Below are 24,917 nucleotides of genomic sequence, written 5' to 3'. Positions count from 1 at the left end.
GAAACACCCCCTGCATAAGCAGGGGGTGTTTTTTTGTGTATTTAAAATAATCAAGTTATTATTTAAATCTCAAGCTTTTCAAAAAATGATTGAGATATGTTCAAGTTTAGCTATTAAGATAGTTAGAATAGGACTAAGTGCTAGGTCTTTATTTAATAAATCCTGTGACAACTTTCTTAGGTGTTACTGGCATGATTTAGATATTAGAATAGAAATTGTTAGAGTAATTGATAAAGATAACTGATTATTTGCTGAGAGCAGTTCGGTATCGTTCAGATATTCATTAGCGAGTGAGTCTTTTCATAACATTTGGTGATTTCAGCGTCGTGGATATTCGTTTTAGTCGTTGGCCTAAAGCAGGTGTGTGGCAGAGAGTCTTTGAAGTGCTGTCACATGACAGTGACAATGAATAGCCATGTTCGACTCCACCATTGTGCTCATCAACACAGCGCTGGGGAAGAAATCAGGCGATCGGACGGAGGAAAGATAACTTAAGCACCAAAATGCGTGCTCATAATGATGTCTTAGGCAATCCAATAAAATTTTATCTTACTGTTGCTGGGCAAGTTCATGATTTAAATGTTGCTGATATATTGCTGGACTTATTATTCAGTCAAACTTAGCCCATAGGTAACCCCTAAAAGTCTAAAGATCGAATAATTGTTCCAATCCATAAAATTAATGCTTAAGGCGTGATACCCTCTAAAAATAACGCTATGAGTCAAGGTGATTATAAACCGATATCTTTATAAAGCACGATATTTGATCGGGAACTTTTTTTGCCAAGCTCAAGCAGTATCGTATTATTACCATACGTTATGATAAATTAGTTCAAAACTTTTTGTCAGCAATTTATCTTGCCTTAACAATAATTTGGCTTAATTGATGACAGATCATAGTTTCATAAATATAAATAGGATATAGCATTTAAAACCTAAATTTTAATTTTATATGCTGCAATATCAGTGCTAGCTTTTTTGGTTGCGTACAGTAGCTGACCCAGTAAAACTTCTTTGGAAGAAAGAATGACTATAAGCATTGGAAAACTAGGATGTTGAATAGATGCCATAACAGCCTTACCATTATCTGCATCTAGGGTTATGCTCTGGCATCCTGTAAAATTAATTTCATTCATAAATGCATGAATCATAGCCAGAATTGAACTACTTACAGCCGCAAGTTTTCCATGATTTTCAACATCCTTTTTATGCACTGACGCAAGTTCAAAACCATCTGAAGAGTAGAGCATAACTAAATTGACTTCGGAAACATCCCTAAGAATAGCTTGTATATATTTTTGTGCAAACTGAATTAAATCCTGAGGTGCGGTACGTTTAGATAGTTCATGTAGTGACATATTAATTTAACTCGAAAAGAACTTCAGCTTGTGTGATTAATACATCAACTAAAAGGAGAATATCTTTTTTATCGCGAGCATCAATTAAAAATAAAGGGTAATTTATATCTTGTTGGTCTAGCCATTCATGATAGATCGATGAGTCATATTGAGCTTTGTTATCTAAATGAGTAATGCCAATTATAATATTTGAAAGCTTGGCTTTATAATAAGTTAAATATTCATTTAGTTGTTCAATGGGGTTTTCTGTAGTGTGATCAATGAGTAGAATTACACCTAGAGCACCTTCCGTAATAATATCCCAAATAAAGTCAAAGCGTTCTTGTCCTGGTGTGCCATATAAGCCAACAATATTTCCATCTTCTAAAATGAGTTCACCATAATCGATCCCTACAGTTGTTTGTGCTTTTTTATGTGCATTTAAATCGGTATTAATGGCTTCCGTACTTAAAACGTCAATACTGGAAATGGTTTGAATCGCAGTACTTTTACCTGCCCCCATACTTCCAGCGAACACAAGTTTGTATCTTTGTAAAATCATGGATTAAACCTTAAAGCCCTAGCTTTTTTCTTAAACTATTAAAGAACCCACTTAGTCCATTATTTTTAGTTTTATTTTGTTGGGTTAACTTAAATGGGGACATATTTTCTGAAATAGGAATTAAATCTCCTGCTAAATCAGAAACACATAAAAAGAAATTAATATATTTATAACCAATTTTTAAAGAAGACTCTGCATAGCTGATATGGCTGCCCGAGCTAAATACAGTAGATAACTTAAATAAATGTATACGGTCGGTTCTGTTTGATATTTTTGGCCAACGTTTAATTTGATAATGAAGTGGATAGTTTGGAATCTCTTGGTCGAGATAGTCCCAAATAAATTGCCAGACTCCCTGTTTAAGATCTATGCCTTTTGCATGTTTTTTAATGCTTAAAATTTGATTAATACTTGCAGGGATAATGTTTAAATTTTTTGTTGTTATAATTTGAAGATTAGGTTTTAAATAAAATTGAAACCGATCAAAATCGAGTATGGCAATATCATCACTTTCACTTTGTAATAAAAATAAACCTGTTCGATATTTTTTGAATATATCTTTAAATATATTTTCTAAATTATCATAATTGAATTTTTGATTTTGAATAGATAGAGAGTTATTGTTCAGCTTATAAGATAAATTATTAGATTTAAGTAAATTAAAGAAATAGGATTGTATCCATTGAATGAGAGGTTTTTCATCAAATAATGGCAAATAAATCGTATTGTTAATAATTTGCTGGGTCGTATTCGTATCAGATTTCTTTATACGCAGAATCTGAAAATGTTTTTTATCCATTTTTTCAATATGAGGAATGTTAATAAAATCCTCATTGATTAAAAGTAATTGGAGTTTTGAATCAGCAATATGTGTCCAGGAAATCTCATATTTTTCCTGTAGAGCGATATTAATGATGGCCTTGAGTTCATTAATCAAAGCAAGATTTAAACCAAATACAGAGAGATAAATTGTGTCTTTCATATGGCTTTGTTGCACAAAGGTTTGAAAGGCAGAGCTACCCTAAGTGAGTCAAATTTAAGTGGCAACTTGGGTATGAGGTCGACCTAATTCCGTGAATCTATTCAAGACTGCTACGCGTGCATGAATCTCATTCACCTGACTAGGGAAACTCCTTGCCGTTAATTTATCGCCTAATAATTTGATGCAATGCATCTTGGTTTCCACCAAACTTCGACGATGATAACCAGACCACTTTTTCCAAAGGGATCTTCCTAGCCGTTTGATTGTTTTCAATAACTCATTCCGCTCTATAGACCTCGCTTGCTGATCTTTCCAAGGCTTTGCATTTTTCCTTGGTCGTATTACCGCATGTGCATCTCGATCTAAAATGACTTGTCGGCAGTGCTTTGTGTCATAAGCACCATCTGTATAGACAAAATAAATTTGCTCATCCAAGGGAATTTGAGCAAGTAAATATTCGAGTACTTGTGAATCACTGACATCATTTGTAGTGAGTTGTACAGCACGTATTTGAAGGGTTTCAGCATCTATAGCGATATGGAGTTTACGCCATTGACGACGATATTCAGATCCATGTTTCTTGCGTTTCCATTCACCTTCACCTAAAAACTTTAAACCAGTGGAATCCACGAGTAGATGCAGTCCATCGCTACTTTTTTGGTAACTAATCGCAATATCAATATGCTTTTTTCTTCTACAAAGCGTGGTGTAATCTGGCGCTGTCCAATCTAATCCGCAAAGTTTAATCAGACTTTGAACAAAACCTGTGACCATACGTAAAGATAGTCGAAATAGAGATTTGATCATTAAGCAGCATTGAATAGCTGTATCGGAGTAGATTTGATTTCGACCTTGTTTGCCTTGTGACTGTGCATACCACTGAGTCTTTGGATCGAACCAAATGCAAATATTGCCCCGGTTAATCAGTCTTCGCAGTATACTGCTCATATAGGAAGACCAATTGGTTGTACGATAGGTTTTAGGAGTTGGCTTATTCATTTTGAAATTATATTGCTGAATAAGCCTTCTATGCTAGGTTTGTGCAACAAAGCCCCATAATTATCCCCCATTTTCTAAATAGCTTTAGCTATTAGATGGAGTTTCTAATAATTAACAAAAAATTGCAATATATATTAAAAATATTAAGTATAAGTTTAATTCTATTATTCTTGAAAATAATGCAATAAAGATAAATTAATGTAGTTTTTATTATTTAATTTATTCATTGGATTTATTTTTATTTAAATTAATTAAAATAAATGTATGAAATATAATTTTTCACTAGATATATAAAATTATATTTTATATGTTGATATTTATTATATAGGTATAAAGTTGATTGATTAAATATTAATCTTTCCAAAATTAAATGAAAAAACAAATATGTGATGGGTTTTGCATTATTTTAACGTTTGCAGAATCAATATAGCCGATAAAAGATGAATCAGTTTAATTTTAGGAGTTTTAAACTGATTCAAGCATTATGTTAAAGATAAATTAAATCACATTCTTCAGATCTTTTTTATGCTGTTTCACTTGTTGTGCATAACGTTTGCCTTGCTTACGCATTTTACGGTTTTTCTCATAGGCAGTCGGACCTACATTATAATAGCCCAGTGCTTTTTCTAAGCTGCCACTGGATTCATGATAACGAGAAAGAATATGGCTACCACATGAAATATTTATAGCTTCATTATATAAATCATCACCACAAGTCGCTTGCCAATATCTTGGCATAATTTGCATGAGGCCAACAGCTCCAGCATGTGAAGCCACTTGGCTACGATAAGTTGACTCCTGACGAATTACGGCTGCTACAAGTAATGGATCCAGACGATTTTTTTCTGCATTCTGAATAATCAAAGGTGAAACGCGAGTTGCGGTGGTTGCTGGAACACCGTAGGCTGTCTGAATTCCTTTAGACAGTTGAGCAGAACGTTTTTCTAAAGAATTGCCGCCAAGAGAAGAACAGGCACTAAAAAACACGGTACTTAGACCAAGCAGCCCAATTTTAAAAATTGTGCTATTGAATACTGGTAATAATAAGTTTTTTCTAACAGAAAATTTGCCTAACAACTTTCAGCTTCCATGTATTTTTAAAATTAAACTGATCTTAGGAAGATGTATAAAAATCGTCAAGAAATTATATGATTTGTTTACAAAGTCAAAGCAGATCTGCTTGAATCATGGATGATTTATGAAGAGGTGATCAAAGAAAAGCCGATTGGAATAGAGATTTATTTAAGGCTTTTCTTGGTGTTATGGATAAGATGAGGATCGACATCGATTAGGCTAGGTTTTTAAGCATCCAGATTTCACAGGCTTGACTATGGCCAGTGTCGCCTTCAGGCCGATCCAGATGCTCAAAACCTAAGTTCTCGTACAGCTTCACCGCTTGCCAAAGGTTTTTGGTAGTCTCGATATAAATCCGTTCAAATTTATGTTGTCGGGCAAAATCAAAGGCCAAATTCAAAATCTGTTTTGCAAAGCCATATCTACGAATGGCTGGTAGAAAATACATTTTCTGTATTTCTAGAATATTGTGGTCACCTTGTAGTGGAGCAATACCACCACCGCCATAGACCTGATCCTGTTCATCAACAATGACCCAATAGGCAGAATTTGGCTGTTGATATACGTTATACAGGTGATCCAGGATTGAATCACCTACAGCGAAACCGGACTCCGCTGCTAGACCAAACTCCATGGAAACGTTACGAATAATCTTGGCAATTTGAGCATTATCTTGAGGCTGAAGGGGACGAATAGAATACATAGCACATGACATAAAAGAAGATGGAATTTTTATAGTCCGAAAACTTTAAAAAAGCCATCTTTTTCGTTTAATTTTTCTTCGATAAAGTTTTATTTTAGCTCACTCGAAGATTTACCCAGTTCGCGTCGGGCGATAATCAGTTGTTGAATCTGCTGGGTACCTTCAAAAATATCCAGAATCTTGGAATCACGTGCCCATTTTTCCAACAGTTCAGTTTCGTTATAGCCTACCGCAGCTGCCAATTCTACACATTTTAAGGTGATTTCATTACCCATACGTCCAGCTTTGGCCTTTGCAATAGATGCTTCACGTGAATTCGGTTTATGATTATCTGCCATCCACGCCGCTTTGAGCATCAGCAAGCGCGCAGCTTCCCATTCTGCTTCCATGCGATAGATTTGTGCAGCGATATTGGAGCTTTGTAAATAGGGCGTGACATAACTGGAATCCAGTTGATCCTTAAAAATTTCCTTGATACGTTCCAGCGAGGCTTTGGCACAGCCAATTGCCATGGCAGCGACCAATGGCCGGGTATTATCAAAGGTTTCCATTACACCGGCAAAGCCCTTGGCAACATCGATTTCTGCATGACCGAGCAAGTTTGCCGCAGGTACTCGACAATTGATCAGGCGAATCGTGGCAGTATCCGAAGCTTTAATTCCTAACTTATGTTCCAGTCGTTCAACCTTCATTCCAGGCGTACCTTTGGTCACCACAAATGATTTAATTGCCGATCGTCCCAGTTTTTTATCTAATGTTGCCCAGACCACGACCGCATCGGCACGTTCCCCAGAGGTCACAAAAATCTTCTCACCATTTAAAATATAGTTATCACCATCTTTGGTCGCAGTGGTGCGAATTGCAGCGGAATCTGAGCCGAAACCTGGTTCGGTAATCGCCATGGCTGCCCAAGTCCCATGAAAACGTTGTCGCTGTTCTTCATTTGCCACCGCTGCAATGGCTGAATTTCCTAAACCTTGACGTGGCATAGACAGCAATAAACCCGTATCGCCATAGCACATTTCAATAATACTCAGGGCAGTAGACATATTAATACCATTTTTATTGCTGCTGTCGGTCTCGCCCCGTTTATTCACTGCTGCGCCCGCATTCATACCTTCACTGCCTTGGTTCATACCATCTACGATGGAGGCCAGCATATCCAGCTCTTTAGGATAAGTGTGTTCAGCCTTATCATATTTACGCGAAATAGGGCGGAGTACATTGAGTGCAACTTCGTGCGCTTGATCAATCAGGAGTCTGAATTTTTTTGGATTTTGTAGATTCATGATATTTTTCTTTATTCTCCGATCAGGCATGTAGGCCAGAATGAACAATCGCAGTGGCTCTGAGGTCTCGATACCAGCGCTCGACCGGATGTTCTTTGGTAAAGCCATGACCACCCAAAATCTGCACGCCATCTGTACCGATTTTCATGGATTTTTCTGCGCAGAGTAAACGTGCCAGATAAGCTTCTCGATGAAAAGGTTGGCCAGATTCAGCCAGACTGGCAGCATTAAGAATAAGCATCTGCATGGCATCAATTTCAATCACCATATCGGCAATCATAAAAGCGACACTCTGACGATGGGAAATAGGTTCACCGAAAGCAGTCCGTTCATTGGCATATTGTATGCAGTATTTTTTCATGGCCTCACAAGTACCGACGGCCATAGCACCCCACATCAAATTGCCTAAATCAACGAAAGTATGATAATCAAAATCATCATCACCCAAACGCTGCGCTGGTGTATTTTTAAATTGAAGTGTGACGCTTTCAGTTGCTTTTAGACCCATGGCAGGGGATTTTTTTGCAGTAATGCTATGGTCACGTTGTACCACAAAGACCTCAGGTGTTCCGTCTAGATCGGCACTGACCAGATAAAGATCCGCATTTTCTCCGAGCATGACCAAGGTCTTTTCACCGCTAATCAGATAATGCGCCTGATGAGCAATCGCTTGAGTTTTTAGTTGATACGGATTAAATGCGGCGGTTTCTTCCTGTACCGCAAAGCTTGCTTTCAGCTCTGGATTTTCTGCGAAAGCACCAAGATATTTTGCCTGAATCTGCTCTGAACCCCAGCGGGTAATGGCATTGATCACACTAAAGCTAGACAGTAAACCGGCAGTCAAACTGAAATCTCCCCGAGCCAAATGTTGCGCAATTAAAATATTACTGACAATATTCTGTTCGGAGGCGACACCCCCTAACGCTTCAGGCAAGGCATAGAAATTCAGGCCGAGATCGGTGCTATATTGCCACAGTTCATGCGGAAATATTTCATGCTGATCGGCAGCATGCGCCAATGGATAAAGTACCTCTTGAGCAAATTTCTGCATCGCATCGCAGGTCAGTTGCTGTTCTGCAGACAGGTTTAGATCAAACAGTGCTTTAGATTGAGGGGGGAGACGCTGTTTTTGAATGTTCTGGCCAGATTTCAGGATTTTCTGGGTTTGACTCAGGGTTTTAAATCCTGCTTTGGAACTTTGATACAGGAATTTTTCTATAAATTTACGCAGCTTTAATTGATCTAATATTTCACTACCCGCAATTTTGGTCAGCATGGACAAGCCAAATCCTTGAGCTTTGTTCACCATATTATTCATTTTGATTATCCTATGGGTGTTGTCACGTTATTTTATTCATGCTGACATGCACGCCAAGAAAAAACCATGTCATCGCTGACATGAATGATTGACAATTTTTAAGTTATTAAAAGTTAACAAATGGTAAGCTAAGTTTATGAAAATATAATTAAAAACAAGAAGAGAGAAAATTATTTTTGAATAAAAATTGACCCGGATGACAAAATCATCCGGGTTTCTATGTAGCGTCTATTGGGGTATCAAAGGTGATTTTTGATCATGGCACGCACATTGGTTTTGGCATCAATTACGGTCATAAAGGTATATGCACCGATGAATTTACGGCTAATAAACATAAATTCCTTGGGTGGAACACTGAAATAACGTGAAGCCATAGATCTTGAAGCCTGTTGCATGACACGGCTATGCAATTGGCTTTTTTTCCAGTCATAACGATTATGTTGATCCATCACATTAGCTGGTAGCTCCTGATTATTCAACGGTGAGCTAAAAGCCTCAGTGGCCAGTAAAAAGACCTTGGCCATATCCGGCTTGATGCTTTGCGGAATTGAATCAAAAAACTCATAACCGGTCATGGCTTTGACCATCATGTCTGAGTCGTGATGATAACCGGCCTGAATCAGATTGCGCGCGACGCTGAGCAGATGCTGGTCAAACTGACGGATGGCACCAAAGTCGAGCAGGACAATCTTGTCAGGAATATCTTCGCCATTGCCCAGACGAACCAGATAATTCCCAAAGTTCGGATCGGTCTGCATTTCACCCCATTCAAAAATTTCACGTACGGCAATTTCTAACGATGCTTCACCCAACTGGTTGCGTCGTTCTTGTGGCAGAGACAACATTACTGGGCTATTGATCGGCACACCGCGTTCGAAAGTCATGCACAGCACGCGATCAGAGCAATACTCATCAATAATCGTCGGCACGATATAGCGCGGATCGTCTTTTAAACGTGCAGCAAAACGCCGCGTGGTATCTGCTTCAATCTGATAGTCGACTTCACGATGCATCATCTCACGGACTTCATCGAACCACTGGTCGAACTCGCGGGTTTGCGGCACCAGACGCGTCAGTTTAAGCATGTTTTTAAACAGGCTCATATCTGAATCAATGGCTTCTGCCACACCGGGATACTGAATTTTTAAGACCAGTTCCATGCCATCAGATTTGCGGGTGGCGCGATGGACTTGGGCTAAAGATGCAGTGCCCAAAGGCTCATGATCAATGGTGAGATCATTCAGCTTTGCACCGAGCTGCTGCTGTAATTGTGTCTTGATCGCTGGCCAAGCAAGTGCCACGGTCTGGTTGTTGAGCGTATTTAAAGCCTGTGTGACTTCTTCTGGCAAAAAGTGTTCGCCATACAGCGCCATCATCTGGCCGATTTTAACAATTGAACCTTTGAGCTTACCAATTTCTGCAACCAGATAATCCGCCTGCTCTTTCATGGCTTTTTTACGTTTCTTTTCTTTTTCTTCTTCACTCGAAAATATGGAGCCTGCACTGGAAGCCGCCCAACGCGTGCCTGCCAGCAAGGATGCCTTTGCGATCGATAAGCGTCGATCCATAGAGGAGGTTTTCAGTTGTTTAAGCTTATCGTTCTGATCTGACATGTAAACTCAATCCTTTCATCATCAGCATGAAGCAGAATAAATCATTGTAGGGGATATTAGCGCTTCTGCACGTATTAAAAAAGTTTAAGCCGCTGAATTCATAGTAAAAGCTAGGCAAGCTTTCATTTATTCACCAGCCTGTATCAGTTTAGACAAGGCATTATGCCATTTGAAATTGGATTTTTAATTCAGATCGTTGTTGTAACTGTTGTTTATTTGTTTGAATATGTTGATGAATCAGGTGCTGGACACTGTCGTGCATAAAACCCAATGCATAGCCTTTTACAATCACAATACTCGGCAAACCAAAAAACAGATATTTGGCATCGTCCAGTGTCGCACTGCTAAATACACCATGCTGGATTAAAGTTGACTGCAAAAATACCTTTTCTTGCTGCACCTGACCGGAAACCTGGTCATTCCAGTAATTTTGGCGCATCGCCATAAGATTATTGTGCTTATAGCTCATAGGACCGGGCTCGTTTGAAGATTTAATTCGGATTATATGTGGGTGATAGGCCAGTTTTCAATTGCACAACTGTTTAATTTGCTGCCGGAGAAATACATAGGATTATTGCAAGGACTGCGTTAATATTCATGGATAATTTAAACAATATTGATTGTTAAACATTTATTGGAATTATACCAGTTTAGGTAAAGGGGATTTTATGCGTCTTGCATGGTTTTTGGTTGCAGTTTTTGCGGGTAGTGCAGTTCAGACTCAGGCTGCTGTAGGATATTCCAAGGAATATTCGCAGTGTATGAACTTTAGTTATGGTAATACCGCTAAAGCAGAGAAATGCCTAAAGAAAGAGCTGAAACTACACAACAAACGTCTGAAGAAAAGCTATAAAAATTATCTAAAGCTGAATCCGAATCAGACCGCGGCCATCCGCAGTCAGCATGTGCTTTGGGAACGTAAACTGTCGCAGCAATGTAATTTAAGAGTGTCTGGAAAATATGCCAAACAGCAACAAGGTCAATGTATGCTGGCCTTGATTATGGATCAGGCAAATCTTTATCAATCCCGCTCCTATGCACCAGGTTCACGATAAATCACCACATGAGGCATAGTTTGAATTGTCTGAACTTGCTCTGAAAAAACTAGAATGACAGGTTGAGGATTGGGTAAAAAAACACGAATTTTATCATTTTTATGAGCCTAGAGAATTCGTGTTTTTCATACTTTTAGCATTATAAAAGCAGGCAAAACAAGGTATCATAAGGCGTTTAAAAAAATGACCTTGGAGACGCCCTACGTGGATCGACCGACTATTAGCCCTGAACATATTCAGGAAGCCGCTGAAAACCTAAGCACAATTCGTGATTTTATCCGCTTTGGTGTGACAGCATTACGTCAATATGATGCGCACTTAGGCCAAGGTACAGAAGATTATTTTGCTGAAAGTTCAGCATTGGTATTACAAAGTATGTCATTGGAATGGAAAGCGGATGCTGAAATTCTCGAGGCAAAATTACTCCCAAGTGAAAAAGCTGAATTTTTAGGATTGTTGGAGCGCCGTATCAATGAGCGTATGCCAACTTCATATTTATTGAATTTAGCCTACTTTGACGATAAACCTTATTACGTGGATGAGCGTGTACTGATTCCACGTTCACCGATTGCTGAACTGATTCAAAATCGTTTTGCACCTTACTGTCTGGATGAAAATTATCAGGCGCGTGAAGGGGTAAACAATCTACCTGAAAATCCAGATCCAAAAATGCCTCGCCGTATTTTAGATATGTGTACAGGTTCAGGTTGTATCGCGATTGCTCTGGCTTATGCTTTTCCGGAAGCCGAAGTCGATGCCACTGATTTATCTAAGGATGCTTTAGAAGTAGCACAAATTAACTGTGAACATCATAACCAACAGTTTAATGTGGCCTTGCTTGAGTCTGACCTGTTTGAAAAAATTCCTGCTGAAAATCAATATGATTTAATCGTATCGAACCCACCATATGTGGATGCAGAAGATATGGCTGATCTTCCCGATGAGTTCCATCACGAACCTGAAATGGCATTGGCTGCGGGTCAGGATGGTTTGGACCTTGTACGTAAAATGTTGGCACAAGCTGCAGATTACCTGACTGAAGACGGTCTTATTGTCATTGAAGTCGGTAACTCGGAATGGGCGATGAAACAGAACTTCAATTCAGTCGATTTCTACTGGTTACAATTCCAGAAAGGTGGTTCAGGTATCTTTGCACTCACTGCACAGCAATGCCGTACTTACCGCGATTTATTCATTCAGTCTATTCAAGCATAAGGAGTCGTGTGACATGGCAGGTAATAGTATAGGGCAACTGTTCCGTGTGACGACTTGTGGTGAATCTCACGGTGTGGGCCTGATGGCCATCGTTGATGGGGTTCCACCGGGTATTGAGCTGTGTGAAGCCGATTTGCAAAAAGATTTGGACCGTCGTAAGCCGGGTACATCGAAATTTGCCACCCAGCGTAAAGAGCCGGATGAAGTAGAAATTATTTCTGGTGTGTTTGAGGGTAAAACCACCGGAACATCGATCGGGCTCTTGATTCGTAATACGGATCAGAAATCGAAAGATTATGGCAATATCGCGCAAACTTTCCGTCCGGGTCATGCCGACTATACCTATACCCAGAAGTATGGTTTCCGTGATTATCGTGGTGGTGGCCGTTCAAGCGCGCGTGAAACAGCGATGCGTGTGGCAGCGGGTGCCATTGCCAAGAAATTCCTGTTAGAGAAATTTGGCATTGAAATTCGTGGCCATGTCACACAAATTGGTACTGAAAAAGCAGAAAAACTGGACTGGAATGAAGTGCCAAACAATCCATTCTTCTGTGGTGATGCTGATGCCGTGCCACGTTTTGAAGCGCTCGTGACTTCACTACGTGAACAAGGCACCAGCTGCGGTGCAAAACTTGAAATTATTGCGTCTAAAGTACCTGTGGGTTGGGGTGAACCGGTCTTCGATCGTTTAGATGCAGATATTGCGCATGCCATGATGTCGATTAACGCGGTCAAAGGCATTGAAATTGGTGATGGTTTTGGCGTCGCTGAGCAATTTGGTCATGAAACACGTGATGAGTTAACAACAGACGGTTTTCTGGCAAACCATGCCGGTGGTATTTTAGGCGGTATTTCTAGCGGTCAGGACATTCGTGTCGCGATTGCACTGAAACCAACGGCTTCAATCACTACTCCGGGTAAAACCATTAATATCGATCGTGAAGATACAGACGTGTTGACCAAAGGCCGTCATGATCCTTGCGTGGGCGTGCGTGCGACACCAATTGCAGAAGCGATGCTGGCGATTGTGCTGATGGATCACTTTATGCGTCATCGTGCGCAAAATGCCGATGTAGTTGTGCCTTTTGAGCCGATTGAACCAAAATAATTCGCTTTTTATCTGAAGCGGATACGATTAGAGTCAGACTTCGGTCTGGCTTTTTTTATATTTATATAATGAAAAATAACAATATTCGCTTGGCAAAAACTACAGATATCCAGAACATTGTTGTATTGATCAACACAGCTTATCGTTCCAATCATGGCTGGACACATGAACATGAGATGGTTGCTGGGCAACGGATTAATTGTGATCAGGTAATGATTCTCTTGGCACAGACCAATGTTAAGCTTTTTGTATTAGAGAATCATGATCAGATCATTGGCTGTATTGGGCTGACTGAATTCGATGACTCTATCGAAATTGGAAGTTTTGCCATTGATCCAGACCAACAAAACTCGGGTTATGGAAAGCAGTTACTAGATTTTGCCGAGTTTTATATTATTGATACGTATCAGAAGAAAGTGATTCGAATGTCAGTATTGAATGTCCGTACAGAATTGATTGCTTATTATGAGCGCCGGGGCTATCAGCTGACTGAAAAGATCGAGGCATATCCACTAGATCAAAATGTCGGAGAACCTGTGATTCCATTACATTTACTGATTTTAGAAAAAATGATCAGATCAATATAATGAGTTGATGAAAATTCAAGCATTTTACTTCTTAAATTAATTGGTGAAACAGCCACTAAATATGCTAGTTTTTGTGCACCGTCTAAAGGGTATTGAAAAATAGACGGGAAACAGACCAGGATGGCACATGCTGCAAATTATTTTAACTTCTTTATTTCCTCTTATTGGCTTGATCAGCTTTGGCTATCTGCTTAAGCATGGGCAATGGTTGAGTGAAGACTTTTGGCGCGGTGCAGAAAAGTTAAATTATTATGCACTGTTTCCAGTGATGTTATTTTTAAATCTGGCCACTGCCAAGATTCAGATGAATGTGATTCAGGATGTGGTACTGGTGGTATTTAGTATCATGATCGTGGTCAGTATCGCACTGTATATGTTGCGCCATATGTACCAGATATCTTATGCGCGTTTTGGCGTCTATGTTCAGGGCTTGTTGCGCTTCAATACCTATATCGGACTTGCTGCGGTCAGTAGCTTATTTCATCAGCAGGGCATGACCATCTTCGCTGTGATCATGGTGTTGTGTATTCCTTTGGTGAATATCTTGTCGGTGCTGGCATTTACCCGCAGTCACGATATGCAGCTGAAAAAAATCATTCTGGATTTATCTAAAAATCCATTAATTTTAGGCTGTATTGTGGGTGGTGTGTTTAATCTTTCCGGTTTGGCACTCTGGGCCGGAGCAGAGCAATTTCTTAAACAGATTGCACTATGCAGTTTGCCACTCGGTCTGATGTGTGTAGGAGCAGCCTTAAAGTTTCAGGGCTTTCAGCGAGATGTATTGCCACTCAGTCTGATGACCTTTGGTCGCCTGTTTGGAATGCCGCTGATTGCATTTTTAGTCTGTAAAATTTTCCAGATTGATGTATTCACCACGCAAGTATTGGTATTGTTCTTTGCCTTACCTACTGCCTCAGCGTCTTATGTGTTAACCCGGGTATATGGCGGCGATAGCCAGTTAATGGCGAGCATCATTAGTGTACAAACCGTCGTAGCGGCGGGAAGCTTAATATTGGTACTTTCCTGGATTATTTAAAATTCCTTGATTCTCAAATAGATGATATAAGATCTAAATACTGAATTTAAACTCTCTATGCTTTGAACCATTAAAATAGCCTAAGCAATAAAGGTTCTATTTAAGCGCCAAAATCAAATCAATCCTAAAATCTTATAAAGTTTAGAATCTGTTGTATCTCGCTGAATAGAACAAAAGTGAAATCTAAAAATTTGGTAGATGGGCAATATCAGTCAGCAGCAATAATTCAGTTTAATTCGGAACAGTAATTACAAATTGATTCACGTGAACTCACATAAATAAAAACTGTCTTATTGAATAAAATGGTATATAAATTGCTCATGATAATAAAACATTATTGCAGGAGAGAAATGCTTCTGCATTCGCCGAAGGAGCAAGTTCCCAGGAAACTCTCAGGCAAAAGGACTGTGATAATGGATAAAAACTCTGGAGAGAAGTGTTCAATCACTCACCGAAGGGGAAGGTGCTCGCATTGATGTGCAATGCAGCGACCGAAGCTCTCAGGTACACATGACAGATGGGAAAAGACATCAATATAATCAAGGAGGTGTCTATGCGTCATGTCGTGGTGATTGGGGCGGGTATTACTGGGGTAACCACAGCGTATGAGCTTGTTTTGGCAGGCTATCAGGTGACTGTGGTAGATCGACATCTCTATCCGGCCATGGAGACATCTTTTGCCAATGGCGGCCAGCTTTCGGCCTGTAATGCCGAAGTATGGAACCAGAAAGCCACGGTACTCAAAGGTATCAAATGGATGTCTCAAAAAACTGCACCACTTTTGCTCAATCCTTCTTTTAGTGTGCATAAATATAGTTGGCTCATGGAATTTTTGGGAAATATCAAACATTATGAAGCCAATACCCGAGAGACTGTACGTTTGGCTTTATTGGCCAGAGCACGTTTGTATGAAATTGCCCAAACAGAACAGATTGATTTTGACCTGGAAAAACGCGGCATTTTACATTTTTATCATAACAAGACGGATTACGATGTCGCGATCAAGGTCAATGACCTGTTGTGTAGCGGCGGACTGGAGCGCAATGCCATTTCCAATGCGGAAATCAAGCAGATCGAACCTGCATTAACAGGCGATTACTATGCCGGATTTTACTGCCAGAGCGATGCGACCGGAGATATTCATAAATTCAGTACAGGACTGGCCAAAGCTTGCATGCAAAAAGGCGTGAAATTTGAATTTGGCCAAGATGTCTTTGCCGTCGATCATCAGGCTCAACATATTCGGGTGAAATGCAAACCCAGTACTGAAAATGTACATCATTCTACAGATGACATTCTGGAAATTAATGCAGATGCCATTGTAGTGTGTGCGGGTGTGGGCAGTTATCAATTGGCCGAGATTTTAGGGGAACGAGTCAATGTTTATCCGGTCAAAGGCTATTCAATTACCGTGCAGCTGAATGATGAACAGAGCCAAAACAATGCACCATGGGTCAGCTTGCTGGATGAAAGTGCCAAAATTGTCTTGTCACGTCTGGGTAAGGATCGTTTACGAGTCGCAGGAACCGCCGAGTTTAATGGCTATAACCGGGATATTCGTGCAGACCGGATTCAACCACTGATTGACTGGAGCAATCGTAACTTTGATCTGTGTACCGAGCATGTCGTACCTTGGGCAGGTTTACGCCCGATGATGCCAAATATGATGCCTGTGGTGCGCCGTGGTCAACATGAGCGGGTATTTTATAATACCGGCCATGGTCATCTGGGCTGGACCTTGTCGGCTGCAACGGCTGCACTGATTAGCAAGGAAATTGCTCAATACTATCCTGTTTAAATTGATGGCCCGCATGTGGGCTATTTTTTACATCAAATTTCTCATTTTATATAAGGTTAAGTTTTTAATATTTTTTAAATTGAATCAATCATATAAGCGATAAATCCCAGTAAAACGTTCACAACCTTTTTGTTGAGTGTTGACGGCTAGAATTGCTTTACTATAGTTAAACTCATAGCGGCAGTCATTTTCATTATCCATGATCTGTTCTTTTGCTGCAGGCGTGGTATAGGCTAAAAATGGAACAGTCTGCGTTTCGGCCCGGTTATTGGGATTGCGATAGGCCAGACCTTCAATCTTGATGCGGTCTTTAGTCAGTTGATGAATCTTGATATGCACAGGCTGTTTGGCCATTTGTCCCTGCTCGAACTTAATATAATGCTGAGTTAGGCTTTGATTCAGTGAAATATAGATATTTAAATCATCGAGGCGCCATTCAAACTGCTGTTTAAAACAATCTAGGGTTTTGCATTGCTGTAACCGATTTGCCCATAACTGTTGGGTGTCTTGCAATAAGCGAACGGGGGCATCAGTAATTAAAAAAGCGGTCAAGTATTGGTCAGCGAGTTTTTCCCGAGCTTCGGACAGCGCTACTGAGCAGACTTTATTCATGGCCGCTGTTTTTTTGCTGTCGTTGTTACACTCGAGTGGGTTCGCTGAACTACCCGCAGATATCATCCCCAGGCCGAGCATCAGGCCAATTATTTTCAACATATTTATATCAGTTTTCAGTAGCATGATCGCTTATACTTTCACTGTGTTACGCTTGGTCTAACTATAGCGAAATAGAAAGCAAGTGTACAAGATTTCAATGGGCTATTTCTAAAGGATGTATAAGGTGATCGCACAAATTCGTATTGGTCAGGGTCTGGATGTGCATGCATTTGAAGAAGGTGATTTTGTTACTTTGGCAGGCATTCAAATTCCGCATACGCACGGTCTGAAAGCACATTCGGATGGTGATGTGATTCTGCATGCACTATGTGATGCTTTGTTAGGTGCATTGGCGCTGGGAGATATTGGCCAGCATTTCCCGGATACAGATCCGAACTTTAAAGGTGCGGACAGCCGTGTATTGTTGAAGCATGTTTATCAGTTAATTCTGGATCGTGGCTATCAGCTGAACAATGCCGATATTACGGTCGCCTGTGAACGTCCGAAACTGGCCAAACACAATCTGGCAATGCGTCAAAGTATTGCGGATGTTTTGAGTGTCGATGTTACTCAAATCAGTATCAAAGCCACGACGACTGAACAGTTAGGTTTTACCGGTCGTCAGGAAGGCATCATGTGCATGGCAACCGTGCTATTGAGCCACAGCAAATAAGATCAGGCAAAATGATTCGGATTAATCAGGGATAATTCCAGTTCCTGAGTAGCTTTACGGCCTTGTAGTTGCAGGGCAACCGCATGCATGAGACCGGTCCAGGTTTCATTCGGTTCCCAGATTTGATGCAAATGCTCATGCGCCGTAGGCAAATCTATATCCATATAGTATTGACGATATAAATACATCAAACAGCTGACATGATAGTTTTGCAAACAATGCACCCAGACCATTTGCTCTTTCACCAGGTGATCGATCAGGTCCAGTACCAGCAGGCATTGATTGTCTGAAGGCGTTTCCCAGGAAATCGGAACCTGAATATAGTTCAGTCCCAGCTCAAGGCAAATTTTATCTTCATGTGATAGATACTGTTCGCTATCGGTTAATGCCACATTGATGACCGTAGACACACCATATTCTTTCATTAGCTGTAACTGGGCAGTGGTCGGTTGACCAGAGCTAAACAGATGTTCGTGTATGAACTGAAAATTCTCAATCTGGCTTAATGCCGTTTCAATATCATTCATCAGATAAATTTTCCTTATTCTAGAAATGCAAACGCCATCTTGGCGATGGCGTTGGTCAGATCATTTAACGATTAGCTAAAGTATCTTTTAATGCCTCATGCATGTCGAGTAAGACTTTTTCAGTCGTTTCCCAGTCGATACAGCCATCAGTGACTGATTGGCCATACTCCATATCACAAAGGTTCGTAGGAATGTCCTGACGACCGCCTTTAAGATGACTTTCTACCATAATACCAACAATTGACTTGTTTCCATCAAGAATTTGTTCGGAAATATTTTTGAGTACAAGCGGTTGCAGGTACGGGTCTTTGTTTGAGTTGGCATGGCTGGCATCAATCATGATTTTGGTGCTGACTTTGGCCTTGGCTAATGCGGCTTCCGCATCTGCGACCGAGCCGGCATCATAGTTAGGCTTGCCATTACCGCCACGCAGTACCACGTGGGCATACGGGTTGCCTGAAGTACGGATCACAGCGACCTGACCTTGATCATTTAGACCCAGGAAGCTATGACCATGTCTCACTGATTGCATCGCATTGGTGGCAACAGTCAAACCGCCATCAGTCCCATTTTTAAAACCGACCGGTGACGAAAGGCCTGAAGACATTTCACGGTGGGTTTGGCTCTCGGTAGTACGTGCACCGATGGCTGACCATGAAATCAGGTCTTGGTAATATTGCGGCGAGTTCGGATCAAGTGCTTCTGTGGCACATGGCAGACCCATTTCATTCAGTTCAAGCAACAGCTTGCGACCGATACGCAGACCTTTTTCGATATTGAATGAATCATTCATATCCGGATCATTGATCAGGCCTTTCCAGCCTACTGTGGTACGTGGTTTTTCAAAATAAACCCGCATCACGATGTATAAGCTGTCTTTAACTTTTTCGCTTAACGCTTTTAAGCGTTCAGCATATTCGTGTGCAGCCGCAGGATCATGAATAGAACAGGGGCCGATGACAACGAACAGGCGTTTGTCTTCACCATCCAGGATTTTACGAATCGTTTCACGACCATGCAGTACGGTTTGATAAGCAGTTTCAGTCAAAGGTAATTCTGCTTTAAGCTCAGCAGGGGTTACCAAAGGAATCATGCTGTGGATATTCACGTCATCAATATCTGATGCTGAAATGGGATTTGACTGTTGTGTATTCATTGCCGTCACTGGTTCGATCATACAAAAGGTTGTTTAATAGCCCGAATATAACATGAATGATGCGTCACTTTGTTATAAAAAAGATGAATACTTCTTTGAAAAAAAAGTGATGAATCGCATAGTTAAATTAAACGGACTGGGAATTCTGGCTCATGACGACCATCGCTGTTTCGGCAGGTTGAGCCGGTTTTGATTTTACAGGGTTAAGCATGAAATTCAGGCCGAGCCCAAATAAGGTAATGCCTAAAATTTTGCGAATCAGTTTTTCTGGCATCCGTGAACTGAGTAAAGTGCCGACAATAATCGCTGGAATAGAACCCACCAATAACCACATGAGCAGCATGAAATCGACATTGCCTGATGACATATGCCCCAAGCCTGCAACCAGCGTCAGTAACACCGCATGCACCACGTCTGAGCCAATGATACGAATCATCGGCAGATTCGGGAACATCACCACTAAAGCCATGATGCCAAATGCGCCGGCCCCCACTGAAGAGAGGGTGACAAAGATGCCCAAGATAACGCCCATAATCATGATAGCGATGCGCTTTTCTTTGGCTTGCAGTTTTACTTTTTCCAGATCCTGCGTCATATCTGGCAGTTCTTGTTTTCGGTATTTGTTGAAAAGATTTTCGATCTGGGTGCGAAACAGAATAGACAAGCCGGTAATGGTCAGCATAAAGCCCAATACCATGGTCAGGACAGCCTTATAATGCGTTGATTGGCTTAAATAGTTGTCGAGTACCCAATGCGTTGCAAAAGACGCTGGAATACTGCCCACTGCCAGCCAGATCACAATTGGCCAGACAATATTCATTTTTTTGGCATGCACAAAAGAACCGCAGAATTTTGAAATCGCGGCATAGAGCAGATCAGTACCAATTGCAATGTGGGGTTCAATCCGGAATAGGCTGATCAGAATGGGTGTCATCAATGAGCCACCACCGACACCGGTTACTCCAACACAAAAACCTACCAACACACCTGCTAAAATAAACTCAATCGGACCAAACATGCATATATGCCAAAATCAAAAAACGTGGATATCTTATGACTTTTGGATATAAGTCGTTGTCTTGATTATTGATTTACTTATGCATAAAAAAGATAAAGCACTGGGCTTAAAATTAAATGAAGTTTCATGTTCATCCTCGCTATAGAAAATAACGTGAAAGACCGGTCACTTATTTTAAAGGACACTTTGATCTGCCTGAAAATGAAGATGAATCAGGAAAACCACTTCAATAGAAAAAATCATCAGGGAAGATTAAGAGTAGGCTAAGTAATTCTAAAGCATACCTTTCTTAAAATATAAGATGCTCACTGCTTATTCAGGCATAAACCCAGCTTTATGTTAGAATTACGATTAAATACAGTTCAATACGGATCTGAGAGGGAACTCACTTGCTAAATCGAAAACTAAAAATTGGAATCGTGGTCGGTGAGGTCTCTGGAGATACGCTTGGCGCAAAGTTGATTCGCTGTTTTCGTGAGCAAGGGATTGATGCCGAATTTGAAGGCATCGGTGGTCCACAAATGATCGCAGAAGGCTTTAAAAGCTATTATCCGATGGATGTTTTATCGGTGATGGGCATTGTTGAAGTTCTCAAGGATATTAAAAAACTCTTTGCTGTACGTGATGGGCTGGTCGAAACTTGGACTAAAAACCCTGTCGATATTTTTATTGGTATAGATGCACCTGATTTTAACCTGCGCCTGTCGAAAACCATTAAACAAAAACAGTTGCCGATGAAGACCGTGCAATATGTCAGTCCTTCGGTCTGGGCATGGCGTCAGGGACGTGTGCATGGTATTAAGGCCAACATTGATCTGGTGCTGTGTTTATTCCCATTCGAAAAAACCTTCTTTAAAAAATGGGATGTGCCAGCCGCTTTTGTGGGTCATCCTCTGGCCAGTCAGTTGCCGCTTGAAAATCCGATTATCGATGCTAAACAAGAACTGAATCTTGATCCGAATCAGAAGCATATTGCACTATTACCGGGAAGTCGCCGCGGTGAGATTGAACGTTTGGGGCCTTTGGTTCTGGATGCAGCCAAGATTCTGCATCAGAAATATCCTGACTATACTTTCCTGATTCCGGCAATTAATGAGGCACGCAAGCAGCAGATAGAACGCTTGCTGGCGACTTATCCTGAAAGTCTAAAGGTTCAAATCCGCTTGCTGGAAAACAGCGGTACCGAGTCAAAAATCGGCCGTCAGGTCATGAATGCATCCAATATTATTGCGCTGGCGTCAGGTACTGCGACATTGGAAGCGATGTTATTACATCGTCCGATGGTGACTTTCTATAAACTGAATTGGTTGACTTATCATGTGGTGAAATTTCTCATCAAAATTCCTTATTATTCGCTACCAAATATCATTGCCGGCAAAAAAGTCATTCAGGAGTTGATTCAAGCCGATGCTACGCCTGAAAAGCTGGCGGCTGAAATTGAAAAACTGATGAATGTTGAAACTGCACAAATCCAGGTGATGCAGCATATCACCATGCATAAGCAGCTATTGTCTGGTAATAGCGAAGACCCGGTCAAAGCCGTGCTCGCGCTAATCCAGTAATTTGACATTATTCTTCTGACAATTCAGCCGGTACTGAGTGGGCGTCTGTTCAAACTGTTTTTTAAAACTTTGACTGAAGGCTGTCTCGGATGAATAACCGACCAAATAAGCAATTTGCTGAATGCTGAATCCGCTATTTCGCAAATATTGTGCCGCCAGTCGCAGGCGATGCTGTTGTAAATAAGCCAGTGGCGGCTCACCAACAATCTGGGTAAAGAGCTGGGCAAATTTGGAACGTGACATATGACATTGCTCAGCCAGACTTTCTACGGTCCAGAACTGCTCAGGTTTGCCATGAATTGCAGCGAGTGCATTGGACAGTTCTGGATGCGAGAGCGCATTCAGCCAGCTCGAGGCATTTTCCAGATTTAAAATATAATCCCGCACACATTCAATCAGTAAAATACTGACCAGATGATCCAGAATCTTGTCACGTCCCGGCCGCATCTGCTGGGTTTCCAGCGCCAGAAACTGCAAACCGACCTGTAACCATTCCGGTGCGGTGTCGCCCAGAATATGCTGAATATGCAGGTATTTAGGTAAGGCACTCAAAAGAGGTTTGGCCATCTGCATATCCAGACTGGAACGAAGGGTGAGCATGAAGCTGTGTGCTGCTGAACTCTCCCGATTAAGATCAACACATTGCTGTGCATGGGTCTGAAAATAAGCATTAATTGAACGATGTTCAGAAAAATCGGCACTGCCGGGGCAAGAAATGCGATGGGCAGAACCGGCGGGTAAGAGTACCAGATCACCTTGTTGCAGCTCGAGCAGATCACCGTTGGCGAACTTTAATTGTGCCTGTCCTTGTAACAGGATATAAGCCAGCATAAAAGGCTCATGCTGATAGTCAAAGCCGCCCGGATGAAACACATTCAGATAAAGATATTCAGATTTTGCCAGATGAATATCATCAAAAATTTTACTCAAAGCATCCATGCCTAACTCTATTCTTCTATTTATTTCATTTAATCGACTATAAATTTTTTAACTTTGTGATTTTAGGCCAGAATTTGGCTGCATGTGCCAAAGACGCTGACATAGGTTTTCTGGACGTTGAATACTGTTCGCTGTTGCTGAAATATTCAACTATAAGTGCAGAGTAACATAAAAAGGAAGCTCGCAATGAATGCCCCTGCACAAATCCAGAAAGCGCAGTTTACGCAGGAAGCGTCAGCACTAAAAGGTGTAAAGCTGGATAAAAAACGTTTTGGCTGGTTGCTCAGCCCAGGTTTGCCTGTGATCGGAATGGGAATTTTGGCCGGTTATCATTTTGGCCCCAAAGCGACTAAAAAACTCTTTGCTTTGGGCGGGCCTTTATTATTGCATGTGATTATTCCGACTCTGGATGCCCTGATTGGCGATGATGCCAACAATCCGAATGACGAACAGATTCAGGCGCTGGTCAAAGATCCGTATTATAACCGGATTGTAAAAGCCTTTATTCCCTTGCAAATGGCAGCTAATGCTTTTGCCGGCTATGTGGTGACACGTCCAAATGTATCGATACTGGATCAGCTCTTATTGGGAGTTTCCATGGGTGCGATTAACGGCATTGCGGTCAATACGGCACATGAACTGAGTCATCGTCCGCAGAAAAAAGACCATTACTGGTCGCATGCCAGCCTGATGCCTTTGGCCTATAATCATTTCCGTATTGAACATCCTTATGGGCATCATAAACGGGTGGCAACGCCAGAAGATCCGGCATCTTCACAAATGGGCGAGTCTTTTTACCGTTTCTGGCCACGCACTGTGTTTGGCGGATTAAAGTCAGCGATCCAGATTGAAAAGAAACGTCTGGAACGTAAAGGATTGAAATTTTTGAGCAAGGAAAATGAACTGTTTCATGGCTGGGCGATGAGTGCAGGCTACCATGCCTTGATGCTAAGTGCTTATGGTAAAAAGCTCATTCCTTATACATTGACTCAGGCCTTTTATGGGGTAACTCTGTTTGAAATCGTCAATTATATTGAACATTATGGTTTGAAACGCACAGAAAAAGATGATGGCAGTTATGAACGGACCTTGCCTGAACATAGCTGGAATAATAACAATATTGTGACCAATCTGTTTTTGTACCAGTTGCAGCGTCATTCAGACCATCATGCCTTTCCAAGTCGCCCATTTCAGGCACTGCGACATTTTGATGAAGCACCCGAATTACCCAGTGGTTATGCCACCATGTTGATTCCGGCTTTAATTCCGCCGTTATGGTACAAAATGATGGACCAACGGGTCTATCAGCATTATCAGGGTGACCTGACTAAGGCCAATATTCATCCAGGCAAACGTGAGAAAATTTTTAAAAAGTTTGGACTTATTTTAAGTACTGAAGTATAAGTCTAGTTTTAAATAAAAAATGCGCTTCTTACAGCTAATGCCAGTCAGTTAAGAAATTGACTGGCATTTTCTTTTTCAAATTCATGATTATATCTGATAGATAAAAAAGTCATCCGCAACTGTTTGAGGCAGGACTACATTTAAAAATGATTGTTTCTGCGACAAATTTACTAGTCGATGGTGGCTGACGAGTTTTGCGGTGAGGAGTGTTGCTCCGCAAGATGCCCTCCTTGCGAAGCTTCGCTTCTCATTTGGGCGAAACCAAAGTAACAAATAATTTACAAGAATTTGATTTATAACATTAATACT

General features: G+C 41.0%; 25 protein-coding genes, 1 pseudogene and 1 riboswitch. Of the genes and pseudogenes, 11 read left to right on the top strand and 15 right to left on the bottom strand.

Translation table 11 applies throughout. The annotated features are described in order from the left end of the window. Positions 1-244, top strand: a 244-nt coding sequence (locus KT990_RS01910; RefSeq protein WP_218209036.1) for a hypothetical protein, incomplete at its 5' end; no start/stop codon positions are given. A 546-nt stretch (positions 245-790) separates the two neighbouring features. After that, positions 791-886: pseudogene (locus tag KT990_RS13645) on the top strand (IS5/IS1182 family transposase); the annotation flags it as partial. 48 nt (positions 887-934) lie between these two features. Here the strand turns inward: KT990_RS13645 and KT990_RS01900 are convergent. The 10 genes from KT990_RS01900 to KT990_RS01855 form a co-directional block, all read right to left on the bottom strand. Continuing rightward, entirely contained in the window at positions 935-1,357 is a 423-nt protein-coding gene (locus tag KT990_RS01900; RefSeq protein WP_218209035.1) for a roadblock/LC7 domain-containing protein, read from the bottom strand. Position 1,358: 1 nt separating this feature from the next. Next, a complete protein-coding gene (locus KT990_RS01895; RefSeq protein ID WP_218209034.1) occupies positions 1,359-1,898 on the bottom strand; it encodes a GTP-binding protein in 540 nt (179 codons plus the stop codon). A gap of 10 nt (positions 1,899-1,908) precedes the next feature. Continuing rightward, the gene (locus tag KT990_RS01890; protein WP_218209033.1) at positions 1,909-2,880 is read right to left on the bottom strand and encodes a hypothetical protein; all 972 of its coding nucleotides are present in this window, start codon (positions 2,878-2,880) and stop codon (positions 1,909-1,911) included. 54 nt (positions 2,881-2,934) lie between these two features. Further along, positions 2,935-3,879 (bottom strand): IS5 family transposase, encoded by a 945-nt coding sequence (locus KT990_RS01885; protein WP_218209032.1) that lies wholly within the window; start codon positions 3,877-3,879, stop codon positions 2,935-2,937. 498 nt (positions 3,880-4,377) lie between these two features. Then, positions 4,378-4,956, bottom strand: a complete 579-nt coding sequence (locus KT990_RS01880) for a transglycosylase SLT domain-containing protein (protein ID WP_180001429.1) — start codon at positions 4,954-4,956, stop codon at positions 4,378-4,380. 211 nt (positions 4,957-5,167) lie between these two features. Beyond that, positions 5,168-5,656, bottom strand: coding sequence for a GNAT family N-acetyltransferase (locus KT990_RS01875; protein WP_180083600.1), 489 nt, complete (start codon positions 5,654-5,656; stop codon positions 5,168-5,170). An 89-nt stretch (positions 5,657-5,745) separates the two neighbouring features. Then, positions 5,746-6,945: an acyl-CoA dehydrogenase family protein gene (locus KT990_RS01870; RefSeq protein WP_100354785.1), complete on the bottom strand. Its 1,200-nt coding sequence runs from the start codon at positions 6,943-6,945 to the stop codon at positions 5,746-5,748. 22 nt (positions 6,946-6,967) lie between these two features. Further along, positions 6,968-8,263 (bottom strand): acyl-CoA dehydrogenase family protein, encoded by a 1,296-nt coding sequence (locus KT990_RS01865; RefSeq protein WP_100535156.1) that lies wholly within the window; start codon positions 8,261-8,263, stop codon positions 6,968-6,970. Between the two features lie 239 nt (positions 8,264-8,502). Continuing rightward, entirely contained in the window at positions 8,503-9,876 is a 1,374-nt protein-coding gene (locus KT990_RS01860; protein WP_005097050.1) for an ABC1 kinase family protein, read from the bottom strand. A gap of 160 nt (positions 9,877-10,036) precedes the next feature. Further along, complete coding sequence (locus KT990_RS01855) at positions 10,037-10,345, bottom strand: hypothetical protein (protein WP_005097049.1); 309 nt, start codon at positions 10,343-10,345, stop codon at positions 10,037-10,039. 199 nt (positions 10,346-10,544) lie between these two features. Between KT990_RS01855 and KT990_RS01850 the strand changes: the two genes are divergently transcribed. The 6 genes from KT990_RS01850 (at position 10,545) to KT990_RS01825 (ending at position 16,675) form a co-directional block, all read left to right on the top strand. After that, entirely contained in the window at positions 10,545-10,931 is a 387-nt protein-coding gene (locus KT990_RS01850; RefSeq protein ID WP_005097047.1) for a hypothetical protein, read from the top strand. Positions 10,932-11,135: 204 nt separating this feature from the next. Continuing rightward, positions 11,136-12,146, top strand: a complete 1,011-nt coding sequence (gene prmB, locus KT990_RS01845) for a 50S ribosomal protein L3 N(5)-glutamine methyltransferase (protein ID WP_034609000.1) — start codon at positions 11,136-11,138, stop codon at positions 12,144-12,146. A gap of 13 nt (positions 12,147-12,159) precedes the next feature. After that, positions 12,160-13,254, top strand: coding sequence for a chorismate synthase (gene aroC, locus KT990_RS01840; RefSeq protein WP_218209031.1), 1,095 nt, complete (start codon positions 12,160-12,162; stop codon positions 13,252-13,254). 68 nt (positions 13,255-13,322) lie between these two features. Further along, complete coding sequence (locus KT990_RS01835; RefSeq protein WP_218209030.1) at positions 13,323-13,841, top strand: GNAT family N-acetyltransferase; 519 nt, start codon at positions 13,323-13,325, stop codon at positions 13,839-13,841. Between the two features lie 127 nt (positions 13,842-13,968). Further along, positions 13,969-14,877 (top strand): AEC family transporter, encoded by a 909-nt coding sequence (locus tag KT990_RS01830; protein ID WP_180191430.1) that lies wholly within the window; start codon positions 13,969-13,971, stop codon positions 14,875-14,877. Between the two features lie 330 nt (positions 14,878-15,207). Next, a riboswitch (glycine riboswitch) is annotated at positions 15,208-15,295 on the top strand. A gap of 135 nt (positions 15,296-15,430) precedes the next feature. Next, positions 15,431-16,675 carry a D-amino acid dehydrogenase gene (locus KT990_RS01825; RefSeq protein WP_180049310.1) on the top strand — a complete coding sequence of 415 codons (1,245 nt, stop codon included), beginning with the start codon at positions 15,431-15,433 and terminating at the stop codon, positions 16,673-16,675. 84 nt (positions 16,676-16,759) lie between these two features. On the opposite strand, the gene KT990_RS01820 is transcribed toward KT990_RS01825, so the two are convergent. After that, a complete protein-coding gene (locus KT990_RS01820) occupies positions 16,760-17,413 on the bottom strand; it encodes a hypothetical protein (RefSeq protein ID WP_100357638.1) in 654 nt (217 codons plus the stop codon). A 100-nt stretch (positions 17,414-17,513) separates the two neighbouring features. Here KT990_RS01820 and ispF point away from each other — a divergent pair, with 100 nt between their 5' ends. Next, a complete protein-coding gene (gene ispF / locus KT990_RS01815; RefSeq protein WP_005097038.1) occupies positions 17,514-18,002 on the top strand; it encodes a 2-C-methyl-D-erythritol 2,4-cyclodiphosphate synthase in 489 nt (162 codons plus the stop codon). Positions 18,003-18,004: 2 nt separating this feature from the next. Here ispF and KT990_RS01810 read toward each other — a convergent pair whose 3' ends face one another. The 3 genes from KT990_RS01810 to KT990_RS01800 form a co-directional block, all read right to left on the bottom strand. Then, positions 18,005-18,529, bottom strand: coding sequence for a hypothetical protein (locus KT990_RS01810; RefSeq protein ID WP_005097036.1), 525 nt, complete (start codon positions 18,527-18,529; stop codon positions 18,005-18,007). A gap of 64 nt (positions 18,530-18,593) precedes the next feature. Further along, the gene (locus tag KT990_RS01805; protein WP_180096651.1) at positions 18,594-19,685 is read right to left on the bottom strand and encodes a 3-deoxy-7-phosphoheptulonate synthase; all 1,092 of its coding nucleotides are present in this window, start codon (positions 19,683-19,685) and stop codon (positions 18,594-18,596) included. A 127-nt stretch (positions 19,686-19,812) separates the two neighbouring features. Further along, positions 19,813-20,703: a sulfite exporter TauE/SafE family protein gene (locus tag KT990_RS01800; protein ID WP_005097034.1), complete on the bottom strand. Its 891-nt coding sequence runs from the start codon at positions 20,701-20,703 to the stop codon at positions 19,813-19,815. Positions 20,704-21,092: 389 nt separating this feature from the next. Between KT990_RS01800 and lpxB the strand changes: the two genes are divergently transcribed. Beyond that, positions 21,093-22,265 carry a lipid-A-disaccharide synthase gene (lpxB, locus tag KT990_RS01795; RefSeq protein WP_218209029.1) on the top strand — a complete coding sequence of 391 codons (1,173 nt, stop codon included), beginning with the start codon at positions 21,093-21,095 and terminating at the stop codon, positions 22,263-22,265. Here the strand turns inward: lpxB and KT990_RS01790 are convergent. Further along, positions 22,254-23,204, bottom strand: coding sequence for an AraC family transcriptional regulator (locus KT990_RS01790; protein ID WP_218209028.1), 951 nt, complete (start codon positions 23,202-23,204; stop codon positions 22,254-22,256). The genes lpxB and KT990_RS01790 overlap by 12 nt on opposite strands. 186 nt (positions 23,205-23,390) lie before the next feature. On the opposite strand from KT990_RS01790, the gene KT990_RS01785 reads away from it, so the two are divergent. Further along, positions 23,391-24,608 carry an alkane 1-monooxygenase gene (locus tag KT990_RS01785; protein WP_218209027.1) on the top strand — a complete coding sequence of 406 codons (1,218 nt, stop codon included), beginning with the start codon at positions 23,391-23,393 and terminating at the stop codon, positions 24,606-24,608. The last annotated feature ends 309 nt before the right edge of the window (positions 24,609-24,917 follow it).

Origin of the sequence: Acinetobacter sp. F9 (genome assembly GCF_019195275.1) — a bacterium.
GTDB lineage: Bacteria > Pseudomonadota > Gammaproteobacteria > Pseudomonadales > Moraxellaceae > Acinetobacter > Acinetobacter pseudolwoffii.
The sequence above is the reverse complement of the archived record's forward strand: the minus strand, read 5'-3'. Positions and strand labels throughout refer to the sequence as shown.

Bases quoted from the DNA above. Each gene is read 5' to 3' on its own strand.
- KT990_RS01900 (WP_218209035.1), bottom strand. From the start codon at position 1,357: ATGTCACTACATGAACTATCTAAACGTACCGCACCTCAGGATTTAATT.
- KT990_RS01895 (WP_218209034.1), bottom strand. From the start codon at position 1,898: ATGATTTTACAAAGATACAAACTTGTGTTCGCTGGAAGTATGGGGGCA.
- KT990_RS01890 (WP_218209033.1), bottom strand. From the start codon at position 2,880: ATGAAAGACACAATTTATCTCTCTGTATTTGGTTTAAATCTTGCTTTG.
- KT990_RS01885 (WP_218209032.1), bottom strand. From the start codon at position 3,879: ATGAATAAGCCAACTCCTAAAACCTATCGTACAACCAATTGGTCTTCC.
- KT990_RS01875 (WP_180083600.1), bottom strand. From the start codon at position 5,656: ATGTATTCTATTCGTCCCCTTCAGCCTCAAGATAATGCTCAAATTGCC.
- KT990_RS01870 (WP_100354785.1), bottom strand. From the start codon at position 6,945: ATGAATCTACAAAATCCAAAAAAATTCAGACTCCTGATTGATCAAGCG.
- KT990_RS01865 (WP_100535156.1), bottom strand. From the start codon at position 8,263: ATGAATAATATGGTGAACAAAGCTCAAGGATTTGGCTTGTCCATGCTG.
- KT990_RS01860 (WP_005097050.1), bottom strand. From the start codon at position 9,876: ATGTCAGATCAGAACGATAAGCTTAAACAACTGAAAACCTCCTCTATG.
- KT990_RS01855 (WP_005097049.1), bottom strand. From the start codon at position 10,345: ATGAGCTATAAGCACAATAATCTTATGGCGATGCGCCAAAATTACTGG.
- KT990_RS01850 (WP_005097047.1), top strand. From the start codon at position 10,545: ATGCGTCTTGCATGGTTTTTGGTTGCAGTTTTTGCGGGTAGTGCAGTT.
- aroC (WP_218209031.1), top strand. From the start codon at position 12,160: ATGGCAGGTAATAGTATAGGGCAACTGTTCCGTGTGACGACTTGTGGT.
- KT990_RS01835 (WP_218209030.1), top strand. From the start codon at position 13,323: ATGAAAAATAACAATATTCGCTTGGCAAAAACTACAGATATCCAGAAC.
- KT990_RS01830 (WP_180191430.1), top strand. From the start codon at position 13,969: ATGCTGCAAATTATTTTAACTTCTTTATTTCCTCTTATTGGCTTGATC.
- KT990_RS01825 (WP_180049310.1), top strand. From the start codon at position 15,431: ATGCGTCATGTCGTGGTGATTGGGGCGGGTATTACTGGGGTAACCACA.
- KT990_RS01820 (WP_100357638.1), bottom strand. From the start codon at position 17,413: ATGCTACTGAAAACTGATATAAATATGTTGAAAATAATTGGCCTGATG.
- KT990_RS01810 (WP_005097036.1), bottom strand. From the start codon at position 18,529: ATGAATGATATTGAAACGGCATTAAGCCAGATTGAGAATTTTCAGTTC.
- KT990_RS01805 (WP_180096651.1), bottom strand. From the start codon at position 19,685: ATGAATACACAACAGTCAAATCCCATTTCAGCATCAGATATTGATGAC.
- KT990_RS01800 (WP_005097034.1), bottom strand. From the start codon at position 20,703: ATGTTTGGTCCGATTGAGTTTATTTTAGCAGGTGTGTTGGTAGGTTTT.
- KT990_RS01790 (WP_218209028.1), bottom strand. From the start codon at position 23,204: ATGGATGCTTTGAGTAAAATTTTTGATGATATTCATCTGGCAAAATCT.
- KT990_RS01785 (WP_218209027.1), top strand. From the start codon at position 23,391: ATGAATGCCCCTGCACAAATCCAGAAAGCGCAGTTTACGCAGGAAGCG.